We start from the raw sequence: 17,489 nt of genomic DNA, 5'->3' as shown, positions 1-17,489 counted from the left end.
ATCCTCGGATTGGAGGCCGTTAATGCCGCCATGGTGTCCGTCGTTGGCGGGAAGGCGGCCAACCTGGGGGAGCTTCTGGCCGCGGGAATGCCGGTGCCGGCAGGCTTTTGCCTCACCACCGGGGCGTACCGCCGCGCCACGGCGGGCGGTACCGGCGATGGTGCTGACCCACTGGCCACCGTCCACCAGGCACTCAAAGACACCGCCGACGGCGACCTTCCCGCCCTGGCCGCGCTTGCCGGCCAGGCCCGGGACGTGATCCGGAGCGCGCCCGTCCCGCCGGAGATAGCGGAAGCCATCAAGTCTGCCTACGCCGCGCTTGGCCAGGACGTCCCCGTGGCAGTGAGGTCCTCGGCCACGGCCGAAGACCTCCCGTCGGCGAGCTTCGCCGGCCAGCAGGACACCTACCTCAACGTGGTGGGTACTGCGGCCGTGGTGGAGGCGGTGCGCAACTGCTGGGCGTCCCTGTGGACTGACCGGGCTGTCAGTTACCGTGCCACCCGGGGGATCGATCCGGCCGCAGTGGCACTGGCAGTAGTGGTCCAGCAGATGGTGGATGCCACTGCGGCCGGTGTGCTGTTTACAGCGAACCCGCTGACAAACCGCCGGCAGCAGGCTGTCATTGATGCCAGCCCGGGGCTCGGCGAAGCGGTGGTGTCGGGGGCGGTGAACCCGGATCACTTTGTGGTTGATCCGCTCACCGGAAAGGTCCTTGAACGGCGCCTCGGCGACAAGCGCATCGCGGTCCGGCCGCTCTCGGGCGGGGGAACCCGGGCCGTGGCCGTCAGCAACGGCGGCGCCACGGCCTGCCTGACGGACCGGCAGGCGGCAGAGCTGGCGGCCCTGGGTCACCGGGTGGAGCAACATTTCGGAGCGCCGCAGGACATCGAATGGGCCATCGACGGCGGCGGGCGGCTGTGGCTGACACAGTCGCGGCCCATCACCACCCTTTTCCCCGTACCCCGGCGGACTGCCCTCCGGACCGGTGACGCAGCCGGGCGTGCGCAGGCGGACAGCGCCCGCGTCTATCTTTGCTTTAGCCTGGCGCAGGGCCTCACCCGGCCCATCACGCCGATGGGTCTGGCAGTGTTCCGGCTCATTGCCTCGTCCGTTGCCCGGGCGGCGCAGTTCGACGTCCCCCAGCCACACAACGGCCCGCCGCCCTATGCCGAGGCGGGCCAGCGGATGTACTTTGACCTGACGGCCGTTGCCCGCAGCACCACCGGGCGCCGGATCGTGCCCAGGGTCTTCGACGTGATGGAGGCGCGCTCAGCCACGGTGCTGCGGAAGGTCTTCGAGGATCCGCGGTTTTCCGTGACCCGGCGGACGCCGTTGGGCCTGCTGCGTCACGTGGTGCCCGCTGCCGCGCATGCCCGCGTGCCCGAGACACTGCTGAGGGCGCTCCTCCGGCCGGACACGGCCCTCCGCCACACGAACCGCAAGGCGCGCGAATTCGGGGACTCGCTCCAGCTTCCTTCCGGTGCCACTCCGCTGCAGCGGCTGGACCATGCCGAACACGTCATTGGGACGCGCCTCTTCCCGGTGGTGCCGGCCATCCTTCCCCTTCCCGCACTCGGTTTCGCCTCGCTGGCGTTTGCCGGGAAACTGCTGGGCGGCGGCCGCTGGGATGACCTGCAGGTTGTGCTCCGGGGGCTCCCGAACAACGTGACCACCGAAATGGACCTGGAACTGTGGCGCCTGGCGCAGGTGATCAAGAACGACGGCGCCTCCCGCAGCGCAGTGGCCGGCCGGACACCCGCCGTGCTCACCGAGGACTTCAAGGCAGGTGAGCTGCCCTTCGTGCTGCAGTCCGGGCTGGCGCGGTTCATGGATCAATACGGGCACCGCGCGGTGGCCGAGATCGACGTCGGGATGCCACGCTGGTCAGACGATCCCACCCACATCGTTGGAGTGCTGGCCAATTATTTGCGCTTGGACGCCGGCGCCATGGCCCCGGACGTCCAGTTCAGCAACGCCGTGGAGGAAGCCGAAGCCCAGGTGCAGGCCCTGGTGGCGGAGGCGCGGTCCCGGGGCCGGCTTCGGGGCGCGGCGGTCCGGGCAGCCCTGCGGCGGACGCGGCTGTTTGCCGGGCTGCGCGAACTGCCCAAGTCCCAGTTGGTGGTGGGACTGGCTGAAGTGCGGAAACAACTGGCGCTGGTGGGCGGGGCGCTCGCCGCGGCCGGCTCCGTCGCCGAGGCGGACGACATCTTCTACCTGAATTTCGACGAAGTCAGGGCCGGTCTCCTCAAGGTGGCGGCAGGCGGGCAGGGCGGGAAACCCGGACCAGGCCCTGTTGACCTGCGTAGCGTCGTGGCTGAGCGGCGCCAGGCGTATGCCCTGGAACTGGAACGGCGCCATGTGCCCCGGCTGCTGCTCTCCGACGGCACCGAACCTGAGGCGCTGCTGCGGGCCGGTACCCCCGGGCAGCCAGCGGCGGCCGGGACACTGACGGGCAGCCCGGCCTCGGCCGGGACGGTCACCGCGGCCGCCCGCGTCATCCTGGACCCGGTGGGAGCACATCTTGAACCCGGGGAAATCCTGGTGGCACCGTCCACGGATCCCGGCTGGACCCCGCTGTTCCTCACGGCCGGAGGGCTTGTCATGGAGATGGGCGGGCCCAATTCCCACGGCGCCGTGGTGGCCCGGGAGTACGGCATCCCGGCTGTGGTGGGCGTCCCCGACGCCACGCTGAGGCTCTCCACCGGCCAGCAGATAACGGTCGACGGCGGCGCGGGCACCGTCGTGCCTTCGTAACCGTTCCGGGACCCCGGGAGGGGTGTGCACGGCGATCCCCAGGCGTAATCTGAATTCATGGGCTCCAAAGATGAAGCGGGGCTGGCATGAACCGCGCATGGAAGCGCTGGGTGCCCGCCGCAGCTGTACCCGCACTTATCGCCGCCGGTGTTCTGGTGGGATCCATTCCCGCGCGGGCCGGGGATCCGCTGCCGGAGAAGACCCCGGCCGAGGTCCTCACGCTCCTGGGCCAGCACAATACCAAAACGTTCTCCGGCACCCTGGAGCAGGTTTCGGACCTTGGACTGCCGGAGCTTCCGGCCGGCGGCCCCACGTCCGGCCCCGCCTCGGCGGGCGGCACGGCATCGATGATCGAGTTCCTGACCGGCGGGCACAGTGCACGGATTTTTATGGACGGTCCTGCAAAGATGCGGGTACAGGTGATGGACCGGCTGGCCGAACGCGATGTTATCCGGCGCGACCAGGACGTCTGGTTCTACAACTCCAAGGACAACTCCGCCGCCCATCTGACCCTGCCGGCCTTCGCCAACGACCTGCCGCTCGCCGTTCCTGGCGCTCCCGGCATGCCGTTGCCTGTGCCTCCGGATCCCGGCACGGTGCCCGCCCCGGACATGCGCATGCCCGTGCCGCCCACGCCTGAGGACTTGGCCGCGAAGTTCCTTGCCATGGCTGACAGCTCCACAGCGGTGGCTGTCGGCCCCGAGGTCCAGGTGGCCGGGCGGCCGGCGTACAACCTTGAACTGGTGCCGCGCACTGACGGGACCCTGTTGGAGAAGGTGGCTATCGCCGTCGACGGCCAGACCGGGATGCCGCTCAGGGTAACGGTGTCGGCGCGGGGCCAGGCGGAACCGGCATTCGAGGCCGGCTTCACGAGCCTGTCGCTGGAGGCGCCCGAGGCGGGCATGTTCAATTTCGTGGCCCCGCCCGGTGCCACGCTCAAGGAGTTGCAGGTGCCCCCGGTGCCCTACCAGCACGGGATGCCCGCGCATCCTGTAGAGCCGGGAACTGTCACACCGGACCGGATGCCGGCACCGGACCGGATGCCCGGCTACCACGCGCGCGAGCACGGTGACACGCCACAGCCGACGGTGACCGGCGAGGGTTGGGAAACGGTGATCGGGTTCCCCGCGCCACCGGACGGCCAAGGCGCCCGGCTGACCGAAGCACTACTGAAGGATCCGCTGCTGTCCCAGGCCGCCGTCGCCGTTCCCGGCGGACGGCTCCTGTCCACGTCACTGGTCAACGTCCTGCTGACCGACGACGGCAGGATCTTTGTGGGGATGGTTCCGGCGGACCGGCTGCAGGCCGCCGCCGGCACAGCGTGACCGCGGCCGGCAGCGTGGCTGCCGGGCTGAGCATCGAGACCCACGGCTTAACCAAGCGGTTCGGCCACCAACTGGCGGTGGACAACGTGGACCTGGCCGTACCGCATGGCGCCGTGTTCGGCTTCCTGGGGCCCAACGGATCCGGCAAGACCACCACCATCCGGATGCTGCTGGGCCTCGCTGCTGCGTCAGCCGGAACGGTCAGCGTCCTGGGCCTGCCGATGCCGCAGCGGCTGCATGCGGTGCTGCCGCGCGTGGGGGCGCTGGTGGAGGGGCCGGCGTTTTATCCGTTCCTCTCCGGTACCGCGAACCTGCACCGGCTCGACGCCGCCAGCCGGCACGGAACACCGGGTACGCGTAAGGCCCGGGTGGCTGCGGCACTTGAGCGGGTCGGGCTGTCCCATGCCGGCGGCAAGCGCGTGCACGCCTACTCTCTGGGCATGAAGCAGCGGCTGGGCATCGCCAACGCGCTGCTCTCGCCGCGGGATCTGCTGGTCCTGGATGAGCCCACCAATGGTCTTGACCCGCAGGGCACGCGTGAGGTGCGGAGCCTCGTCCGCTCGCTGGCCGCCGACGGTGCCACCGTCTTCGTCTCCAGCCACCTGCTGGCCGAGGTGGAACAGATCTGCACACACGCCGCGATCATGAGCGCGGGCAGGCTGGTGGCGCAGGGGCCGCTGGCGGAGCTCCGGCAGGCCGGAGGCACGCGGATCCGTCTCTTAACGCCCGACGCCGGCACAGCCTGTGAAGTCCTGCTGCGGTTGGGCATGGCCCCGGAAAGAGGCAACGGCCGGGCCGGAAACGATGAGGCCGGTATGCCTGGCGTTGACGGTGACGTGGTCACCGCGGGTGCGGCTGCTGCGGCCCGGCCGGACATGCCGGCCGCGGCAGCGACGCCGGCTCAGATGCCGGCACCCGAAGACGTCGTCGCTGAACTCGTGGCCGCAGGCGTGCGGGTCCGCGGATTCTCGGTGGAACGGGAAAGCCTCGAGGAGCGGTTTGTTGCCCTGACGGGGGAGGGGTTTGACGTTGCCCAGTGATTCTGCTGACGCTCTCAGCCTTCCGACTTCCCGCAGCACTCCTGCGGGAGGGTCCAGCCTGTCCCTCCTGGCATCAGAACTAAAGACTCTTTTCCGGCGCCGCCGGACCGTGGCCATGCTGGTAGCCTTGGCCGCAATCCCGGTGCTGATCGCCGTCGCGGTCCGGCTCTCCTCAACCGTTCCGCCCGGACGCGGACCGGCATTCCTGGACCGGATCACGCAGAACGGGCTGTTTGTGGCCGTCACGGCGATGCTGGTGTCCGTGCCCCTGTTCCTGCCACTCACCATCGGTGTGGTGGCGGGCGATACCATCGCGGGCGAGGCCAGCCTGGGCACCCTGCGGTATCTGCTGGTGGCACCAGCCGGGCGGGTCAGGCTGCTGCTGGTCAAGTACGCCGGTGCGCTGGCCTTCTGCCTGGCCGCCCCAGTCACGGTGGCCCTGGCCGGAGCCGCGATCGGAGCGTCATTGTTCCCGATCGGCCCGGTGACGCTCCTCTCCGGCGATGTGGTGCAACCGCCCGAGGCAGCCCTGAGGCTGCTCCTCATCGCGGCGTATCTGGCGGTTTCCCTTGCCGGGTTGTCGGCGATCGGTTTGTTCCTGTCCACGCTGACGGTGGTGCCCGTCGGTGCCATGGCGGCCACGGTGGTGGTTTCCGTGGCATCGCAGATCGCAGGCGAACTGCCCCAGCTGGAGTGGCTGCATCCCTGGCTTTTTACCCACTACTGGTTCGGGTTCGCCGACGTCCTGCGCCAGCCGGTGCTGTGGGACTCCTTCGCCAGCAACGCCCTGCTGCAGGCCGCCTACATAGCTGTGTTCGGGGCGCTGGCGTACGGCCGGTTCGTCACCAAGGACGTCCTGTCCTGACAGCCCCTGTTCCTGTCCTGACAGCCCCTGTTGCTGTCGCTGCCCGCCGGAGCTGTGGGTGCGTCTGTCTGTGGTGACCATTGCGGCGACCATTGCCGCAACAGGTGAAATGTGCTTCACTATTTTTCACGGAGGGGAGTATCCCCTGATTGTTCCGTCGTCAGTCCGGCCGTCCCTGTACGGCCCGGCGGGACAGGGCACCTGTTTGGGCGGCCGGGAAAGACCTCCAGTTGGTTTACTGACTGGAAGCGGGTTTGCCTGATGAATGTTCCCCTTTGGGCTTGGTTGGCTGTCCTCGGCATCATTGTCCTGATGCTTGCCGTGGACTTGTTCGCGCACCGCAGGGCACACGTCATCGGCGTCCGGGAAGCGGCGCTGTGGTCCGCGGTCTGGGTAGCCTTCGGGACTGGTTTTGGTGCCCTGGTGTGGCAGCTCTACGGGGCGGAGTTTGGTCAACAGTATTTCGCCGGGTACCTGATCGAGAAGTCCCTCGCGGTGGACAACGTGTTCGTCTGGGCCATCATTTTCACCTACTTCGCGGTTCCCAGGGAGTACCAGCACCGGGTGCTGTTCTTCGGTGTGCTGGGGGCGCTCATCTTTCGCGGCGGGTTCATCGCGGCAGGGTCAGCGATCATCGCCAGCGCTGGATGGGTGCTCTACCTGTTCGCGGCATTCCTGCTGATCACCGGCTACCGCATGATCCGGCACCGTAACGAGCATCTGGACCCGGAGAAGTCCAAGACCTTGGCCTTCTTCCGGAACACGGTGCCCATGACCAACGACTTCCATGGCCAGAGGTTCCTTATCCGCAAGAAGGGGGTCGTGCTTGCCACCCCGTTGCTGGCGGTCCTGGTGGTGGTTGAGGTCACGGACATCATTTTCGCCGTGGACTCCATCCCGGCGATCTTCGCCGTCACTGATGAAGTCTTCCTGGTCTTTACGGCAAACGCCTTCGCCATCCTCGGGCTCCGCGCCATGTACTTCCTGCTCGCAGACCTGATCCACCGGTTCATCTACCTCAAGATCGGGCTCGCACTCGTCCTTATCTGGGTCGGCGTCAAAATGCTCCTTAAGATCGATATCTACTACATCCCCACACCCCTTTCGCTCGCCGTCATTGCCACCATCCTGGGTGTATCGATCGCGATGAGCCTGTGGGCCACCCGCGGGCAGGGGCGCCGGGAACTCCCCACTCCAGCAAAGCCGCCCTTCGGAATCGCCGCGGCCCAGGACCTGGAGGCGCTGGAACCGCTGTTGCGGAACCGTCGTTACGCAGCACCCACGAGGAAGGAGCAGCTTTCGGCGGGTCGACAGGACGGCTCGGACACCAGTTTGCGCCCAACCAGCGAAGGACACGAATGAGTGGGGATGCGCTCGGTTCCCCCGTGAATCACGACGAAACATTGCGTGCGTCCGGGCCCGGAGGCCGACAGCGCGGCTGGACCTTTCTGACGAACCATGGGCACGTCCTGCTCGCAGTCGCTACCGACCCCGGCATCCGGATTGCGGAGATCGCTGATCGTGTTGGTATCACGCCTCGGGCGGCCCTTCATATACTCAAAGACCTTGAAAGCGCAGGCTATCTGCACCGTACCCGGGTGGGGCGCCGGACCCACTACGCGATTGAACCCCACCAGCACTTCCGCCACCCGGCCACCTCAACACAAGAAATTGACGGGCTGATCCGCCTGTTTACGCAGCCTGCTCCAACAGACCAGGAGAAGCCCGGGGAAGTTTCCTAAAGCACGTCATCCAACATCCGCCGACACCGGTGTGTCGCTGGCCTGAGTTGCTTCCGGCGGGTAGGCGCCGTTTAGTAGCGGGCAGCGTAGGGGTGGAGCTGCATTCCGGCCATCCGGCTCAGCTGCGTGACGCCGATACCTTCATCCGGGTTCAGGGCCTGCACCACTTGTCCGTTGCCCAGGTAAATGGCGACGTGATAGAAACCGGGGGCCGAACCCCACACCAGCAGGTCGCCGCGCCTGGCTTGGGAGATGGGCACATGCAGCGGAGCCGCGGCGTACTGCTGGGCAGCGGTCCGGGGCAGGTACTTGCCGGCCGCGGCAAAGGCAGTCTGAACCAGGCCCGAGCAGTCAAAGCCGCTGGGCCCCGTGCCGCCGTATTGGTAGAAGTACGGCGAGCCCACTTTGGATAAGGCGACGGAAATAGCTGTTTCGTAGTAACCGCCAGGCGCTGGCGCTGGTGCAGGAACCGGAGCGGGTGCAGGTACCGGTGCAGGAGCTGGTGCGGGTGCGGGCGCCGGGGCCGGCGCCGGGGCTGGCGCGGGTGCGGGCGCCGGGGCCGGAGCCGGGGCTGGCGCTGGCGCGGGCGCGGGCGCGGGCGCAGGAGCCTGCGGTGCAGGCCCGGCCGGTGACGCGGGGGCGGCAGCAGCCTGGCCGGATGCGGTCCGTTCGGCGGCCGCGGTGATTGACGCGAGCCTGGCCTCTTCGCGCTGCCGGTCGAGTTCATCCACCCGCGCCGTTTCCATCGCAACGGTGGTGTTCCTCAGCTGCGCCAGCTGGTCCACCAGGACGGTCCGTTGTGCTTTCGCGTCGGCAACGGCCTGGATCTGGGCTGCATTGGCCTCTTCAGCCTGGGCCTTGCGGGCTTCGGCTGTTTTGGCGGCGTTGTCGGCAGCGCGGTTGGCGTCCTGGGCCGCGGCGGTCAGCGACTGCGCTGCGGCGGCTGCTGTCTCCGCGGATTCGAAGGCCCGGCTTCGGCTGGTCGAAAGAGCCTGGAGCGTGGCGGCCTGCTGCAGCGCTTGACCGTTGCCGCTGACGAACGTGGTCAGCGTCGGGTTAAGGCCGCCGTTGCGGTACAGGTCGCCGGCAAGCTGGCCTACCTGCTTCCGGGTCCTGTCCTGCGCCTTCGTCGCCGCCTCGGCCCTGGCCGTGGCCGCGTCGGCCACGCCCCGACGGTCCTGCAGTTCCACCAGGGCCTCGCTGTAGGCGTTGTTTGCCTGCAGGGACAAAGCAAAAGTAGCTTGCTGGGCGGCTGCAGCGTCCGCCAGGAGCCGTTCGATGGCGGTGACCTGATCCGCCGTCGCGCTTTCATTGGATTTTGCCGCCGCAATGTCTTCCGCGGACGGGACCTCCGGTGCAGCAGGACGCTGGACAGTCAGAGGTGCAGGCGTGGGCGATGCCTGGGCAGGAAAAGCGAGGGTTCCAGACAATACAACGGCGGTACACAGCACGGCGGCCTTCAGGCCGGATCCGGACAAACCCATTCGCAGAACCTCGCAGGACAGTCAGGCTGGGGAGCGAGGTCTGGTGGCGGCACGAATGGCCCCTCTGCTGATCGCCCAGCAGTCCGAGGCTACGTGACACCCTGCACATTGGCAACACTGGTCACATCAATAACATAAACAACACGAGCTTGATTCCGGCACATCGGTATCGGCGTGTCGCGGAGTTGCTGCGGGTCCGCCTGTCCGCACTACCGCCGGTCCTTAGGCGTGCTGGGCTGATTCGTGTTCGGAATGGCTGGCCGGCTCGAGCTGGAACGTGCAGTGCTCGGTGTCGAAATGGGAGCCCAGGCAGGCCGTGAGCTTGTCCAGCAACTGGTCGGCGCCCCGGGCGTTCAGGACACCGTCCTCCACCACCACATGGGCAGAAAACACGGGCACTCCCGAGGTGATGGTCCAGATGTGGATGTCGTGGACGTCAACCACGCCGTCGACGCTGAGGATGTGCTCACGGATCATCTGCACTTCCACGCCCTTGGGGGTTGCCTCCAGCAGGACGTCCACCACGTCGCGCAGCAGGTTCCATGCCCGCGGCAGGATCATCAGCGCAATCAGGACCGACGCGATGGTATCGGCGGCCTGGTAGCCGGTGAACATGATGACCAGGGCCGCGGCGATCACGGCGAACGATCCCAGCAGGTCGCCGAGCACTTCAAGGTAGGCGCCGCGGACGTTGAGGCTGTCGTGGTGCGCGCCGTGCAGGATCAGCAACGACACCAGGTTGGCAGCGGCGCCCAGGATTGCGGCGAAGAGCATGATGTCGGTCTGGACTTCCGGGGTGGAGCCGATCCGCCGGATGGCCTCCGTGAAGATGACCACCGAAATGACAATCAGGATCAGCGCATTGGCCAGGGCGGCCAGTACTTCAGCCCGCTGGTAGCCGTAGGTCCGCTGGTCGCTCGCGGGCCTGCCCGCGATCCAGGCGGCCAGGAGCGCGATGGTCACACCTGCCGCATCGGAGAGCATGTGGCCGGCATCCGCCAGCAGGGCCAGCGAGCCTGAGAGTGCCGCACCCACCACCTGGACCAGGACCACGGTCAGTGTGATTGCAAGGACGGCGATGAGGCGCTTGCGGTGGCGGCCCGTGGCGGTGATGCCGTGGGTGTGGCTGTGGTCATGTCCCATGGCTACAAGGCTAGTCCCAGCCGAGTTCGTGCAGCCTGTCGTCATCGATGCCGAAGTGGTGCGCGATTTCGTGCACCACCGTCACGGCGACTTCCTGGATCACCTCGTCGCGCGAGGCGCAGATGTCCAGGATGGGCTGGCGGAAGATGGTGATCCGGTCCGGCAGCGAACCGGCGTCCCACCAGGAGTCCCGTTCCGTCAGCGGGACGCCTTCGTAGAGGCCAAGCAGGACAGTATCCGGGTCCTCGCCCTGACCGGGCGTGTAGTCGTCTTCGACAAACACCGCCACGTTGTTCATGGCGGTCGCAAGCTTCGGGGGAATCAGTCCCAGCGCATCGGTGACAGCAGCTTCAAAGTCGTCTGCGGTCATCTCGAAGGGAAGCGGTTCATGCGGGCCCTCCGGAACGATGGGCAGGCCGGGCGGCAGATTGGCGGGCATAAGCAGACTCTAGTCCGCGGCCGGGTTGCCATGCATACTGAAAACCCGTCCCTGACTCCCAGTGAGGAACCGGATGTCCCTCCAACACCGCCTGTTTGCCGCCGCTTACGACACTCTGCTGAAGTCGGCGGAGCGCAGGGAACTCGCTCCGCGACGGGCGCAGCTGCTCGCGGGGCTGCGGGGAACTGTGGTGGACGTCGGCTCAGGAACCGGAGCCAATCTTTCACACTTCCGCCACGCTGAGCGTGTTGTCCTCGTGGAACCGGACCGGTTCATGAGGGCCAGATTGAGGACGCGGCTGGGGGAGTCATCCGTTCCGGTCACGGTTTCCGACGCCGATGCGGAGCACCTGCCGCTGGCCGACGGCGAGGCGGATGCCGTCGTGTTTACCCTGGTGCTGTGCTCGGTGCCGGATCAGAGGCTTGCCCTGCTGGAGGCGCGCCGGGTACTCAAGCCGGGCGGAACCCTGGCCGTGCTGGAGCATGTCCGCCGTCCGGGCCGTGCGGGCCGCTGGCAGGACAGGCTGGACGGTCTGTGGGGCCGTTGCGTGGCGCCGGGCTGCCACCTCAACCGGAACACCGTGGAAGCCATCGCCGAGGCCGGGTTCGACTTTACGGAAATCAGCAGGTTCGAGGCCCCGGCCCTTGCCCTGGCCACGCCGATCATCGCGGGTACGGCGGTCCTGCGGCCTGCAGATCGCTAAGCCGTACGATCCGGTCCGCAGCCGGACACTACTGTCCACCCGCGTTGGCAGCTGGACGTTCCCGCCTCTGGCGCGACCGGCGGCGGGTCAGGCCCACCCCCACCAGGCAGACCAGGCCGCCCACCAGGCCCCACACGGAGGGGACTTCACTGAGGAGCAGCCAGGAGATCAGGATGGTGGTGCCGGGGACCAGGTAGGTGGTGGCGGCCAGTTTTCCGGCGTCGATCAGAGACAGCGCATACGCCCACGTGGTGAACGCGATTGCCGTGGGAAAGACGCCAAGATATGCCAGCCCCAGCGTCGCGGACAGCGGCGCGGCCTGGAGCTCGGACACCAGTTGGCCGCTGAAAGGCAGGCAGCAGACGGTGCCCACCATGATGCCGAACCAGGTGGCCTGGGCGGCCGGGATCTTCCGCAGCACCGGTTTCTGGATGATCACGCTGACTGCGGCGAGTACGGCGGCAAGGAGGCAGAGCAGCACACCCGCAATATCCGCCGTCGAACGTTCACCCGACGCCGGGCCGGAGCCCAGCGCGATCAGCGCCACCCCGCCAAAGGCAACCATGCTCCCGATGATCAGCCACCGCGGGAAACCTTCCCTCAGGAAGACGCCCGCCATGATGGCGACGAGGATGGGGTTGACGTTGATCAGCAGCGCGGCCGTGCCGGCGTCCAGGAGGTGCTCCGCAGCATTCAGCGCCACGTTATACCCGCCGAACCACATCACGCCGTACCCGAGGATGGGCCACCATTCACGGCCGCGGGGCAGTGCCTTGCTCCTGCGCAGTTGCGGCAGTACCAGCGCACCGAGCGCGACGGCGGCAACGGCCAACCTGCCCAGCGTCAGGGACCCGGGGGAGAAGTTTGGCCCAATCGCCCGGATGCCCACAAACGCCGACGCCCACAGCACCACCGTGACCAGCACGGCGGCGATGCCGAGGGCGCTGACGCCGTCCGGTGGGGCGGGACGCGCAGCTGACTGTGCCGGGTTGGTGGAGGACGTTGAGGCCATGGTGCCAATCTAGCCCTGGCGCGGTGCCAACGGCTGGCGGAAACCGGTCACGTCTCATCAACATCCTGCCAACGCCCGGGCCGCATCGCGGCCTGTGAAGCCGCGGCCTCGGTTAGGATGCGTTTTATGGTCTCAGGTTCAACGTCATCCCGAAGGTCCACCCCCGGCCCCGCCAAAAAGATCCGCCTGGTCATCTGGATCCTGCTCGGTGTCATCGTGGTGGCCGGCGGCGCGTGGTACGCGATGCTGACACTCAACAAACCCGCGCCGGCGCCGGCACCGCATGCCGGTTCGGAACAGCTGGTCCGGGCCGATAGCCACCGGCTCACCTCACCCGCGGTTGAAAAGGCACAGCTCGTGGAGTTCCTGGACTTTGAATGCGAAGCCTGCCGCTCCATCCAGCCCTTTGTAGACGAGCTGAAACAGGAGTATGGCGACAGGATCACGTTCGTTAGCCGCTACTTCCCGTTGCCCTCGCACCCGAACTCCGGCCCGGCCGCGCTCGCCGTGGAGGCTGCCGCGCAGCAGGGACAATTTGAGGCAATGGCAGCCAGGTTGTTTGAAACCCAGGACCAGTGGCACGGGAAGCCCGAATCGCAGGGGCCGCTGTTCCGGACCTTCGCGGAGGAACTTGGGCTGGATCTTGCCGCGTTCGACGCCGCGGTGGGTGACGGGAAAACGAAGGAGCGCATCCGTAGCGACATCTCTGACGGCATGGCATTGGGCGTCACCAGCACCCCGACGTTCTTCCTGAACGGCGAAAAACTGACCCTGACCACCAAGCAGGACTTCCGGCAAAAGCTTGCCAACGCCGTGAAATAGCTCCCTGCGTCAGGCCTTCCCGGCCCACTGCAGAAGCCGGTCCAGGGGCCAGGTCGTCACGATGCGCTCGGCCGGCACGTCATTCAGGGCGGCGCGGGCGGCGCCGTACTGAAGGAAGTCCAGCTGCCCGGGGGCATGGGCGTCGCTGTCGATGGAGAACAGGCACCCGGCCTCCAACGCAAGCTGGATCAGGTCATCCGGCGGGTCCTGCCGCTCGGGCCGCGAGTTGATCTCCACCGCCACGTTGTTTTCGGCGCAGGCAGCGAACACCTTTCCAGCGTCGAACTCGGACTGGGGCCGGGTGCCCCGTCCCCCTTCGACGAGACGCCCGGTGCAGTGGCCCAGCACGTTGGTGTGCGGATCCCTGATGCCTCCGAGCATCCGTTGCGTCATGGTGGTCCGGTCCGCGCGCAGTTTGGAGTGCACGCTGGCCACCACAATGTCCAGCCGGTCGAGCATTTCCGGGGACTGGTCCAGTTCGCCGGATTCCAGGATGTCCACTTCGATGCCGGCCAGGAGACGGAAACCGTTTGTGTCGCCGGCGTCCTTACTGCCGGCATTAAGCTCCGCGACGACGTCCAACTGTTCGGTGAGGCGCTCCACGCTGAGCCCATTGGCGATGGTCAGGTTCGGCGAATGGTCTGTCAGGGCCAGGTATTCGCGGCCCAGGATCCGTGCAGCCTCAGCCATGAGCGGGATGGGGGAGCCGCCGTCGGACCAGTCGCTGTGGCTGTGGAGGTCGCCGCGCAGGGCTGCATGGAGCTCTGCCCCGCCGTCTGCCAGCGGCTCCGACCCGCGCTGCCTCAGGTCCGCCAGGTAGTCGGGCACCTCGCCGTCCACTGCCTGCCGGACCACCTGGTACGTCCTGTCGCCGATGCCCTTCATGCTTTTGAGCCTGCCGTCCCGGGCCCGGGCCTCCACCTCGGCCGGATCGAGGCCCGCGATCACGCCGGCTGCCTTCCGGAAGGCCTGGACCTTGAAGGTGGCAGCGCGCCCGCGCTCCAGCCAAAAGGCGATCTCATTGAGCGCAGCGACGGCATCCATCTGTCCATCTTCGCCTGTTACGGCCGTTCCGTTGAGGGCTTTGGGAGCCGATTTTGGATTATTCCCTCCGAGGCCCTATAGTTTTAGAGTCCAGTTCGGAGAAACACGAAACGACAAAGACTGAAGGCCTCGGCCCGAAGCCTTTTCTTTTGTGCCGAACGGGTTCTGGCCCCCATCGTCTAGCGGCCTAGGACACCGCCCTTTCACGGCGGCGGCACGGGTTCGAATCCCGTTGGGGGTACGCAAGGAACTGGTCTGGCAGGCAGAAAATGTCTGGTAAGCTGGAAGCCTTGAAAAAACGCGGTAGGCATACTGCGAAGCAAGAAATGCAAGGCCCTGTAGCGCAGTTGGTTAGCGCGCCGCCCTGTCACGGCGGAGGTCGCGGGTTCAAGTCCCGTCAGGGTCGCTCTGGTTGTCGGAAGCAATTTCGGCGGTCATGGTGACATGTCACCTAGGCTCTGTAGCTCAGTTGGTAGAGCGTTCGACTGAAAATCGAAAGGTCACCGGATCGACGCCGGTCGGAGCCACCACTGGGAAGCATCAGTTCTTCGGAACTGGTGCTTTTCTTCTTTAACCCGGAACTCTTTCCCGGAGCTCTCCCGGGACGCGCAACCGGGGTGGGGACGCGCCGTGGACTCCGGGACGCGCGACGACGGGTGTCTCCCGGCCGTTCCCGTGTCCCCAAGGTATTCCTGCACGTTGTCACGGCCAGGGGATAGTGTTGGGAACAACAGAAGGGGGAAGTGTCTGATGGAATACCAGAACCCACAACCCAGCGCGGGCCTCGAGCGCGAGCTCGCCACAAGCCAGGTGCCGGCCAGCCAGCTTGCCGCCAGCCAGCTTGCCGCCGGCCAGGCGCCGGTGCCAGGGCATGGCCGTACGGTGATCGCCGAGACCGCTGTGGCAAAAGTCGCAGGTATCGCTGCCCGTGCTGTTCCCGGGGTCTATTCCCTCGGCTCCGTTCCGTCCCGGGCGCTGGGAGCCATCAGGGACGCCGTTGGCAGCTCAGACCATGCTGCCGGTGTCCGTGCCGAAGTGGGCGAGACCCAGGTGGCCGTGGACATCAGCCTTGTAGCCTCGTACGGCACACCGCTCCACTCCCTCGCTGACCAGGTCAGGGCCTCCGTGTACCGCGCCGTCGAGGAACTCGTGGGCCTGCAGGTCATCGAGGTAAATGTCGAAATAACTGATGTCTACGTGGCGCCGCCGCCGAAGTCGGCTGCTCCTGCGGGCACCGAGAGGGAGGCACTGCTGTGAACCTGACCGTTGTGGGCATCGCCATAGGCGGGTTCGTGGCGTTTATGTCGTTCCAGTTCGGATTGTGGGGCTTCCTGATTGCGCTCCTCTTTATGGCCATCGGCGCCCTCCTGGGCCGCGCTGCAGAAGGGAAACTCGACCTGCGCGGCGTCCTGGACGCCATCATTGGCCGGCGCTCCTCGTCATGATTGCAGATGCGCCCTCCCGGCTGCCGCATGTGCTGAGCGGGCATAACCGCATCAGCACGCAGGCCCTGACCAGCCTTGCCAAGGCGGCGGCGGCCGAGGCCCTCGGAGTGGACGCCCAGGATGTCCGGGCGGACTGGGCGGACGACGACGGGCTGCTTGCTTTGGCTCTCGTCTCACCTATCCGGATACCGCCGCTGGCGGCGGTGCTCCGGGATCCGGGCAAGGTCGCCGCTTTCGGCGGGTCCATTTGGGACCGGACCGTGGAGGCCAAAAGCAGGATCCTGTCCACCGTCACTGTCCTCAGTGGGGCACGTCTCAGGAGGGTGGACATTCGGATCAGCGGCGTCAAGCCAAGCGAGGGAGGCAGGGTCCTATGAGTCACAAGCTAGCGGGCGAGGACCAGGCGGGCCCAACGGAGTCCGGGCCAGCGTCCGCTCGGAGGCAGCCGGACATGCGCCGTGTGCTGTACCGGGAGACGCATTCCTCGCGTGCTGCGGTGGCGGTTGTGGCCGCAGTCCTGGTGATGGGCCTGGCCGGCTACGGGCTCCTCGAAGCAGCCGTGCATGCCATTGGGCAGCCGGCGTGGCTGATCGAACCCCAACTGGCAGCGGAACGAATTGTTGCCCTGCCTGCCGGTGTGCCGCCCCTCTTGCTCGGGGCCGCTGGTGCCGTGATAGCCATGATCGGCCTGTTTTTCCTGCTCAACGCCGTGCTTCCGGGTAAGCGCGCGCGGCACGTGCTGAAGGGCAGCGGTTCCTCCACCGCAGCGATTGTGGCGGATGACGAGGTCATCGCATCGGCCCTGGCACGCAGCGCACGGATTGCCGCCAACGTCACCCCGGAGCAGGTGATGGTGGTGGTGTCCCAGCGCCAGGTCCTTGTCAACGTCCGTCCCACCTCAGGCGTGCCGGTGGCTGAGAATGCGGTGTTGGCCGCTGTCCAGGACGAACTCCGGGAAATGTCACCGGATCCCGTCCCCGAAGTCCGTGTGAACATTTCCACCGCAGGAGTGATTGGCGCATGACCAGCACACCGTCGCTCCTTAACCGGATCCTGATCGGACTCCTCGGACTCAAACTGCTCGCTGTGGGCGTCCTGTTACTCTTGCTCGCCTCGGTTCCCGCTGTCGGCGCGTGGTGGCATGCGTGGTCAGGCGCAACCTGGAGCCGGGTGAACCAGGCGTTCAACAGCACCCGTTTTCCCGGCCGCCCGGAAAGCTGGCTCTGGATTGTTATTGCCATCGTGCTGGCCATCCTGATCGGGCTGATGGTTGCCTGGATCGCCCAGCAGGGCAAAGGCCGCAGCAACGTGCTGGTGGCCGAATTCGATCCAGGTGCCGTGCCCGGAGATGTCCGGATCAGCGGCGGAGTCGCGGAACAGGCTTTGAAGCACGCCTTGGCAGAACGGCCGGATCTGGCAGGTGCCACCGTGGCCACGTATGAGTTCAAGGGCAACCCGGCCCTTAAGATCAGGCTCCAGCCCCGCCAGGGAGTCGCGCCGCACCTCCTGGGGGCCGAAGTCGCTGCCCTCGTGGGTGCCCTCGACGCCGTGGTGGGGAAACAGACGCCGGTCCTGATCCACATCGGAGCCGGCGCGCGGACGCGGTTCAGCCGGGCCGAACGCGTCCGTTAACCCGGTCACCTCCCCCGCCCGGCTACCAACAGGATGCTT

Annotated in this window: 18 protein-coding genes and 3 tRNA genes; 16 read left to right on the top strand and 5 right to left on the bottom strand. The window is 67.0% G+C overall.

The genetic code is table 11. The annotated features are described in order from the left end of the window. Nucleotides 1-30: 30 nt before the first annotated feature. The 6 genes from GUV69_RS12225 to GUV69_RS12200 all read left to right on the top strand — a co-directional run bounded on the left by GUV69_RS12225 (nucleotide 31) and on the right by GUV69_RS12200 (nucleotide 7,726). Nucleotides 31-2,754, top strand: coding sequence for a PEP/pyruvate-binding domain-containing protein (locus GUV69_RS12225; RefSeq protein ID WP_164206508.1), 2,724 nt, complete (start codon nucleotides 31-33; stop codon nucleotides 2,752-2,754). 86 nt (nucleotides 2,755-2,840) lie between these two features. Next, nucleotides 2,841-4,079: a LolA-like protein gene (locus GUV69_RS12220; RefSeq protein ID WP_164202684.1), complete on the top strand. Its 1,239-nt coding sequence runs from the start codon at nucleotides 2,841-2,843 to the stop codon at nucleotides 4,077-4,079. Beyond that, complete coding sequence (locus GUV69_RS12215; protein WP_164202682.1) at nucleotides 4,076-5,119, top strand: ABC transporter ATP-binding protein; 1,044 nt, start codon at nucleotides 4,076-4,078, stop codon at nucleotides 5,117-5,119. The genes GUV69_RS12220 and GUV69_RS12215 overlap by 4 nt, the downstream gene beginning before the upstream one ends. Further along, entirely contained in the window at nucleotides 5,109-5,984 is an 876-nt protein-coding gene (locus GUV69_RS12210) for an ABC transporter permease (protein ID WP_431197130.1), read from the top strand. Before GUV69_RS12215 ends, GUV69_RS12210 begins: the two co-directional genes overlap by 11 nt. A 261-nt stretch (nucleotides 5,985-6,245) precedes the next feature. Next, a complete protein-coding gene (locus tag GUV69_RS12205; protein ID WP_164202678.1) occupies nucleotides 6,246-7,346 on the top strand; it encodes a TerC family protein in 1,101 nt (366 codons plus the stop codon). After that, a complete protein-coding gene (locus GUV69_RS12200) occupies nucleotides 7,343-7,726 on the top strand; it encodes a helix-turn-helix transcriptional regulator (RefSeq protein ID WP_164202676.1) in 384 nt (127 codons plus the stop codon). Before GUV69_RS12205 ends, GUV69_RS12200 begins: the two co-directional genes overlap by 4 nt. 71 nt (nucleotides 7,727-7,797) lie before the next feature. On the opposite strand, the gene GUV69_RS12195 is transcribed toward GUV69_RS12200, so the two are convergent. The 3 genes from GUV69_RS12195 to GUV69_RS12185 form a co-directional block, all read right to left on the bottom strand. Further along, complete coding sequence (locus GUV69_RS12195; RefSeq protein WP_164202674.1) at nucleotides 7,798-9,210, bottom strand: C40 family peptidase; 1,413 nt, start codon at nucleotides 9,208-9,210, stop codon at nucleotides 7,798-7,800. Nucleotides 9,211-9,432: 222 nt separating this feature from the next. Then, entirely contained in the window at nucleotides 9,433-10,353 is a 921-nt protein-coding gene (locus GUV69_RS12190) for a cation diffusion facilitator family transporter (RefSeq protein WP_164202672.1), read from the bottom strand. Nucleotides 10,354-10,363: 10 nt separating this feature from the next. Then, nucleotides 10,364-10,792: a metallopeptidase family protein gene (locus tag GUV69_RS12185; protein WP_164202670.1), complete on the bottom strand. Its 429-nt coding sequence runs from the start codon at nucleotides 10,790-10,792 to the stop codon at nucleotides 10,364-10,366. A 73-nt stretch (nucleotides 10,793-10,865) separates the two neighbouring features. On the opposite strand from GUV69_RS12185, the gene GUV69_RS12180 reads away from it, so the two are divergent. Further along, nucleotides 10,866-11,495 (top strand): class I SAM-dependent methyltransferase, encoded by a 630-nt coding sequence (locus GUV69_RS12180; RefSeq protein WP_164202668.1) that lies wholly within the window; start codon nucleotides 10,866-10,868, stop codon nucleotides 11,493-11,495. A 28-nt stretch (nucleotides 11,496-11,523) separates the two neighbouring features. On the opposite strand, the gene GUV69_RS12175 is transcribed toward GUV69_RS12180, so the two are convergent. Continuing rightward, entirely contained in the window at nucleotides 11,524-12,507 is a 984-nt protein-coding gene (locus GUV69_RS12175; RefSeq protein ID WP_164202666.1) for a DMT family transporter, read from the bottom strand. Nucleotides 12,508-12,633: 126 nt separating this feature from the next. Here GUV69_RS12175 and GUV69_RS12170 point away from each other — a divergent pair, with 126 nt between their 5' ends. Further along, complete coding sequence (locus GUV69_RS12170; protein WP_164202664.1) at nucleotides 12,634-13,329, top strand: DsbA family protein; 696 nt, start codon at nucleotides 12,634-12,636, stop codon at nucleotides 13,327-13,329. Between the two features lie 9 nt (nucleotides 13,330-13,338). Here the strand turns inward: GUV69_RS12170 and GUV69_RS12165 are convergent, their stop codons facing one another. Beyond that, nucleotides 13,339-14,373 (bottom strand): PHP domain-containing protein, encoded by a 1,035-nt coding sequence (locus GUV69_RS12165; RefSeq protein WP_164202662.1) that lies wholly within the window; start codon nucleotides 14,371-14,373, stop codon nucleotides 13,339-13,341. Between the two features lie 168 nt (nucleotides 14,374-14,541). Between GUV69_RS12165 and GUV69_RS12160 the strand changes: the two genes are divergently transcribed. The 8 genes from GUV69_RS12160 to GUV69_RS12125 all read left to right on the top strand — a co-directional run bounded on the left by GUV69_RS12160 (nucleotide 14,542) and on the right by GUV69_RS12125 (nucleotide 17,450). Then, a tRNA-Glu gene (locus tag GUV69_RS12160) sits at nucleotides 14,542-14,614 on the top strand. Between the two features lie 91 nt (nucleotides 14,615-14,705). After that, nucleotides 14,706-14,779: transfer RNA gene (locus GUV69_RS12155), tRNA-Asp, on the top strand. A gap of 48 nt (nucleotides 14,780-14,827) precedes the next feature. Then, a tRNA-Phe gene (locus GUV69_RS12150) sits at nucleotides 14,828-14,903 on the top strand. 220 nt (nucleotides 14,904-15,123) lie between these two features. Continuing rightward, complete coding sequence (locus GUV69_RS12145) at nucleotides 15,124-15,630, top strand: Asp23/Gls24 family envelope stress response protein (RefSeq protein WP_164202660.1); 507 nt, start codon at nucleotides 15,124-15,126, stop codon at nucleotides 15,628-15,630. After that, entirely contained in the window at nucleotides 15,627-15,818 is a 192-nt protein-coding gene (locus GUV69_RS12140) for a hypothetical protein (RefSeq protein ID WP_164202658.1), read from the top strand. Before GUV69_RS12145 ends, GUV69_RS12140 begins: the two co-directional genes overlap by 4 nt. After that, nucleotides 15,815-16,195, top strand: coding sequence for a hypothetical protein (locus tag GUV69_RS12135; RefSeq protein WP_164202656.1), 381 nt, complete (start codon nucleotides 15,815-15,817; stop codon nucleotides 16,193-16,195). The genes GUV69_RS12140 and GUV69_RS12135 overlap by 4 nt, the downstream gene beginning before the upstream one ends. A 74-nt stretch (nucleotides 16,196-16,269) precedes the next feature. Beyond that, the gene (locus tag GUV69_RS12130; RefSeq protein WP_223884020.1) at nucleotides 16,270-16,842 is read left to right on the top strand and encodes a DUF6286 domain-containing protein; all 573 of its coding nucleotides are present in this window, start codon (nucleotides 16,270-16,272) and stop codon (nucleotides 16,840-16,842) included. Beyond that, nucleotides 16,839-17,450, top strand: coding sequence for a hypothetical protein (locus GUV69_RS12125; RefSeq protein ID WP_164202652.1), 612 nt, complete (start codon nucleotides 16,839-16,841; stop codon nucleotides 17,448-17,450). Before GUV69_RS12130 ends, GUV69_RS12125 begins: the two co-directional genes overlap by 4 nt. Nucleotides 17,451-17,489: the final 39 nt, after the last annotated feature.

It is taken from the genome of [Micrococcus luteus] ATCC 49442 (assembly GCF_010367585.1).
Classification (GTDB): domain Bacteria; phylum Actinomycetota; class Actinomycetes; order Actinomycetales; family Micrococcaceae; genus Arthrobacter; species Arthrobacter luteus_A.
Note: the sequence above shows the minus strand (reverse complement) of the source record. Positions and strands in the feature narration are given on the sequence as shown.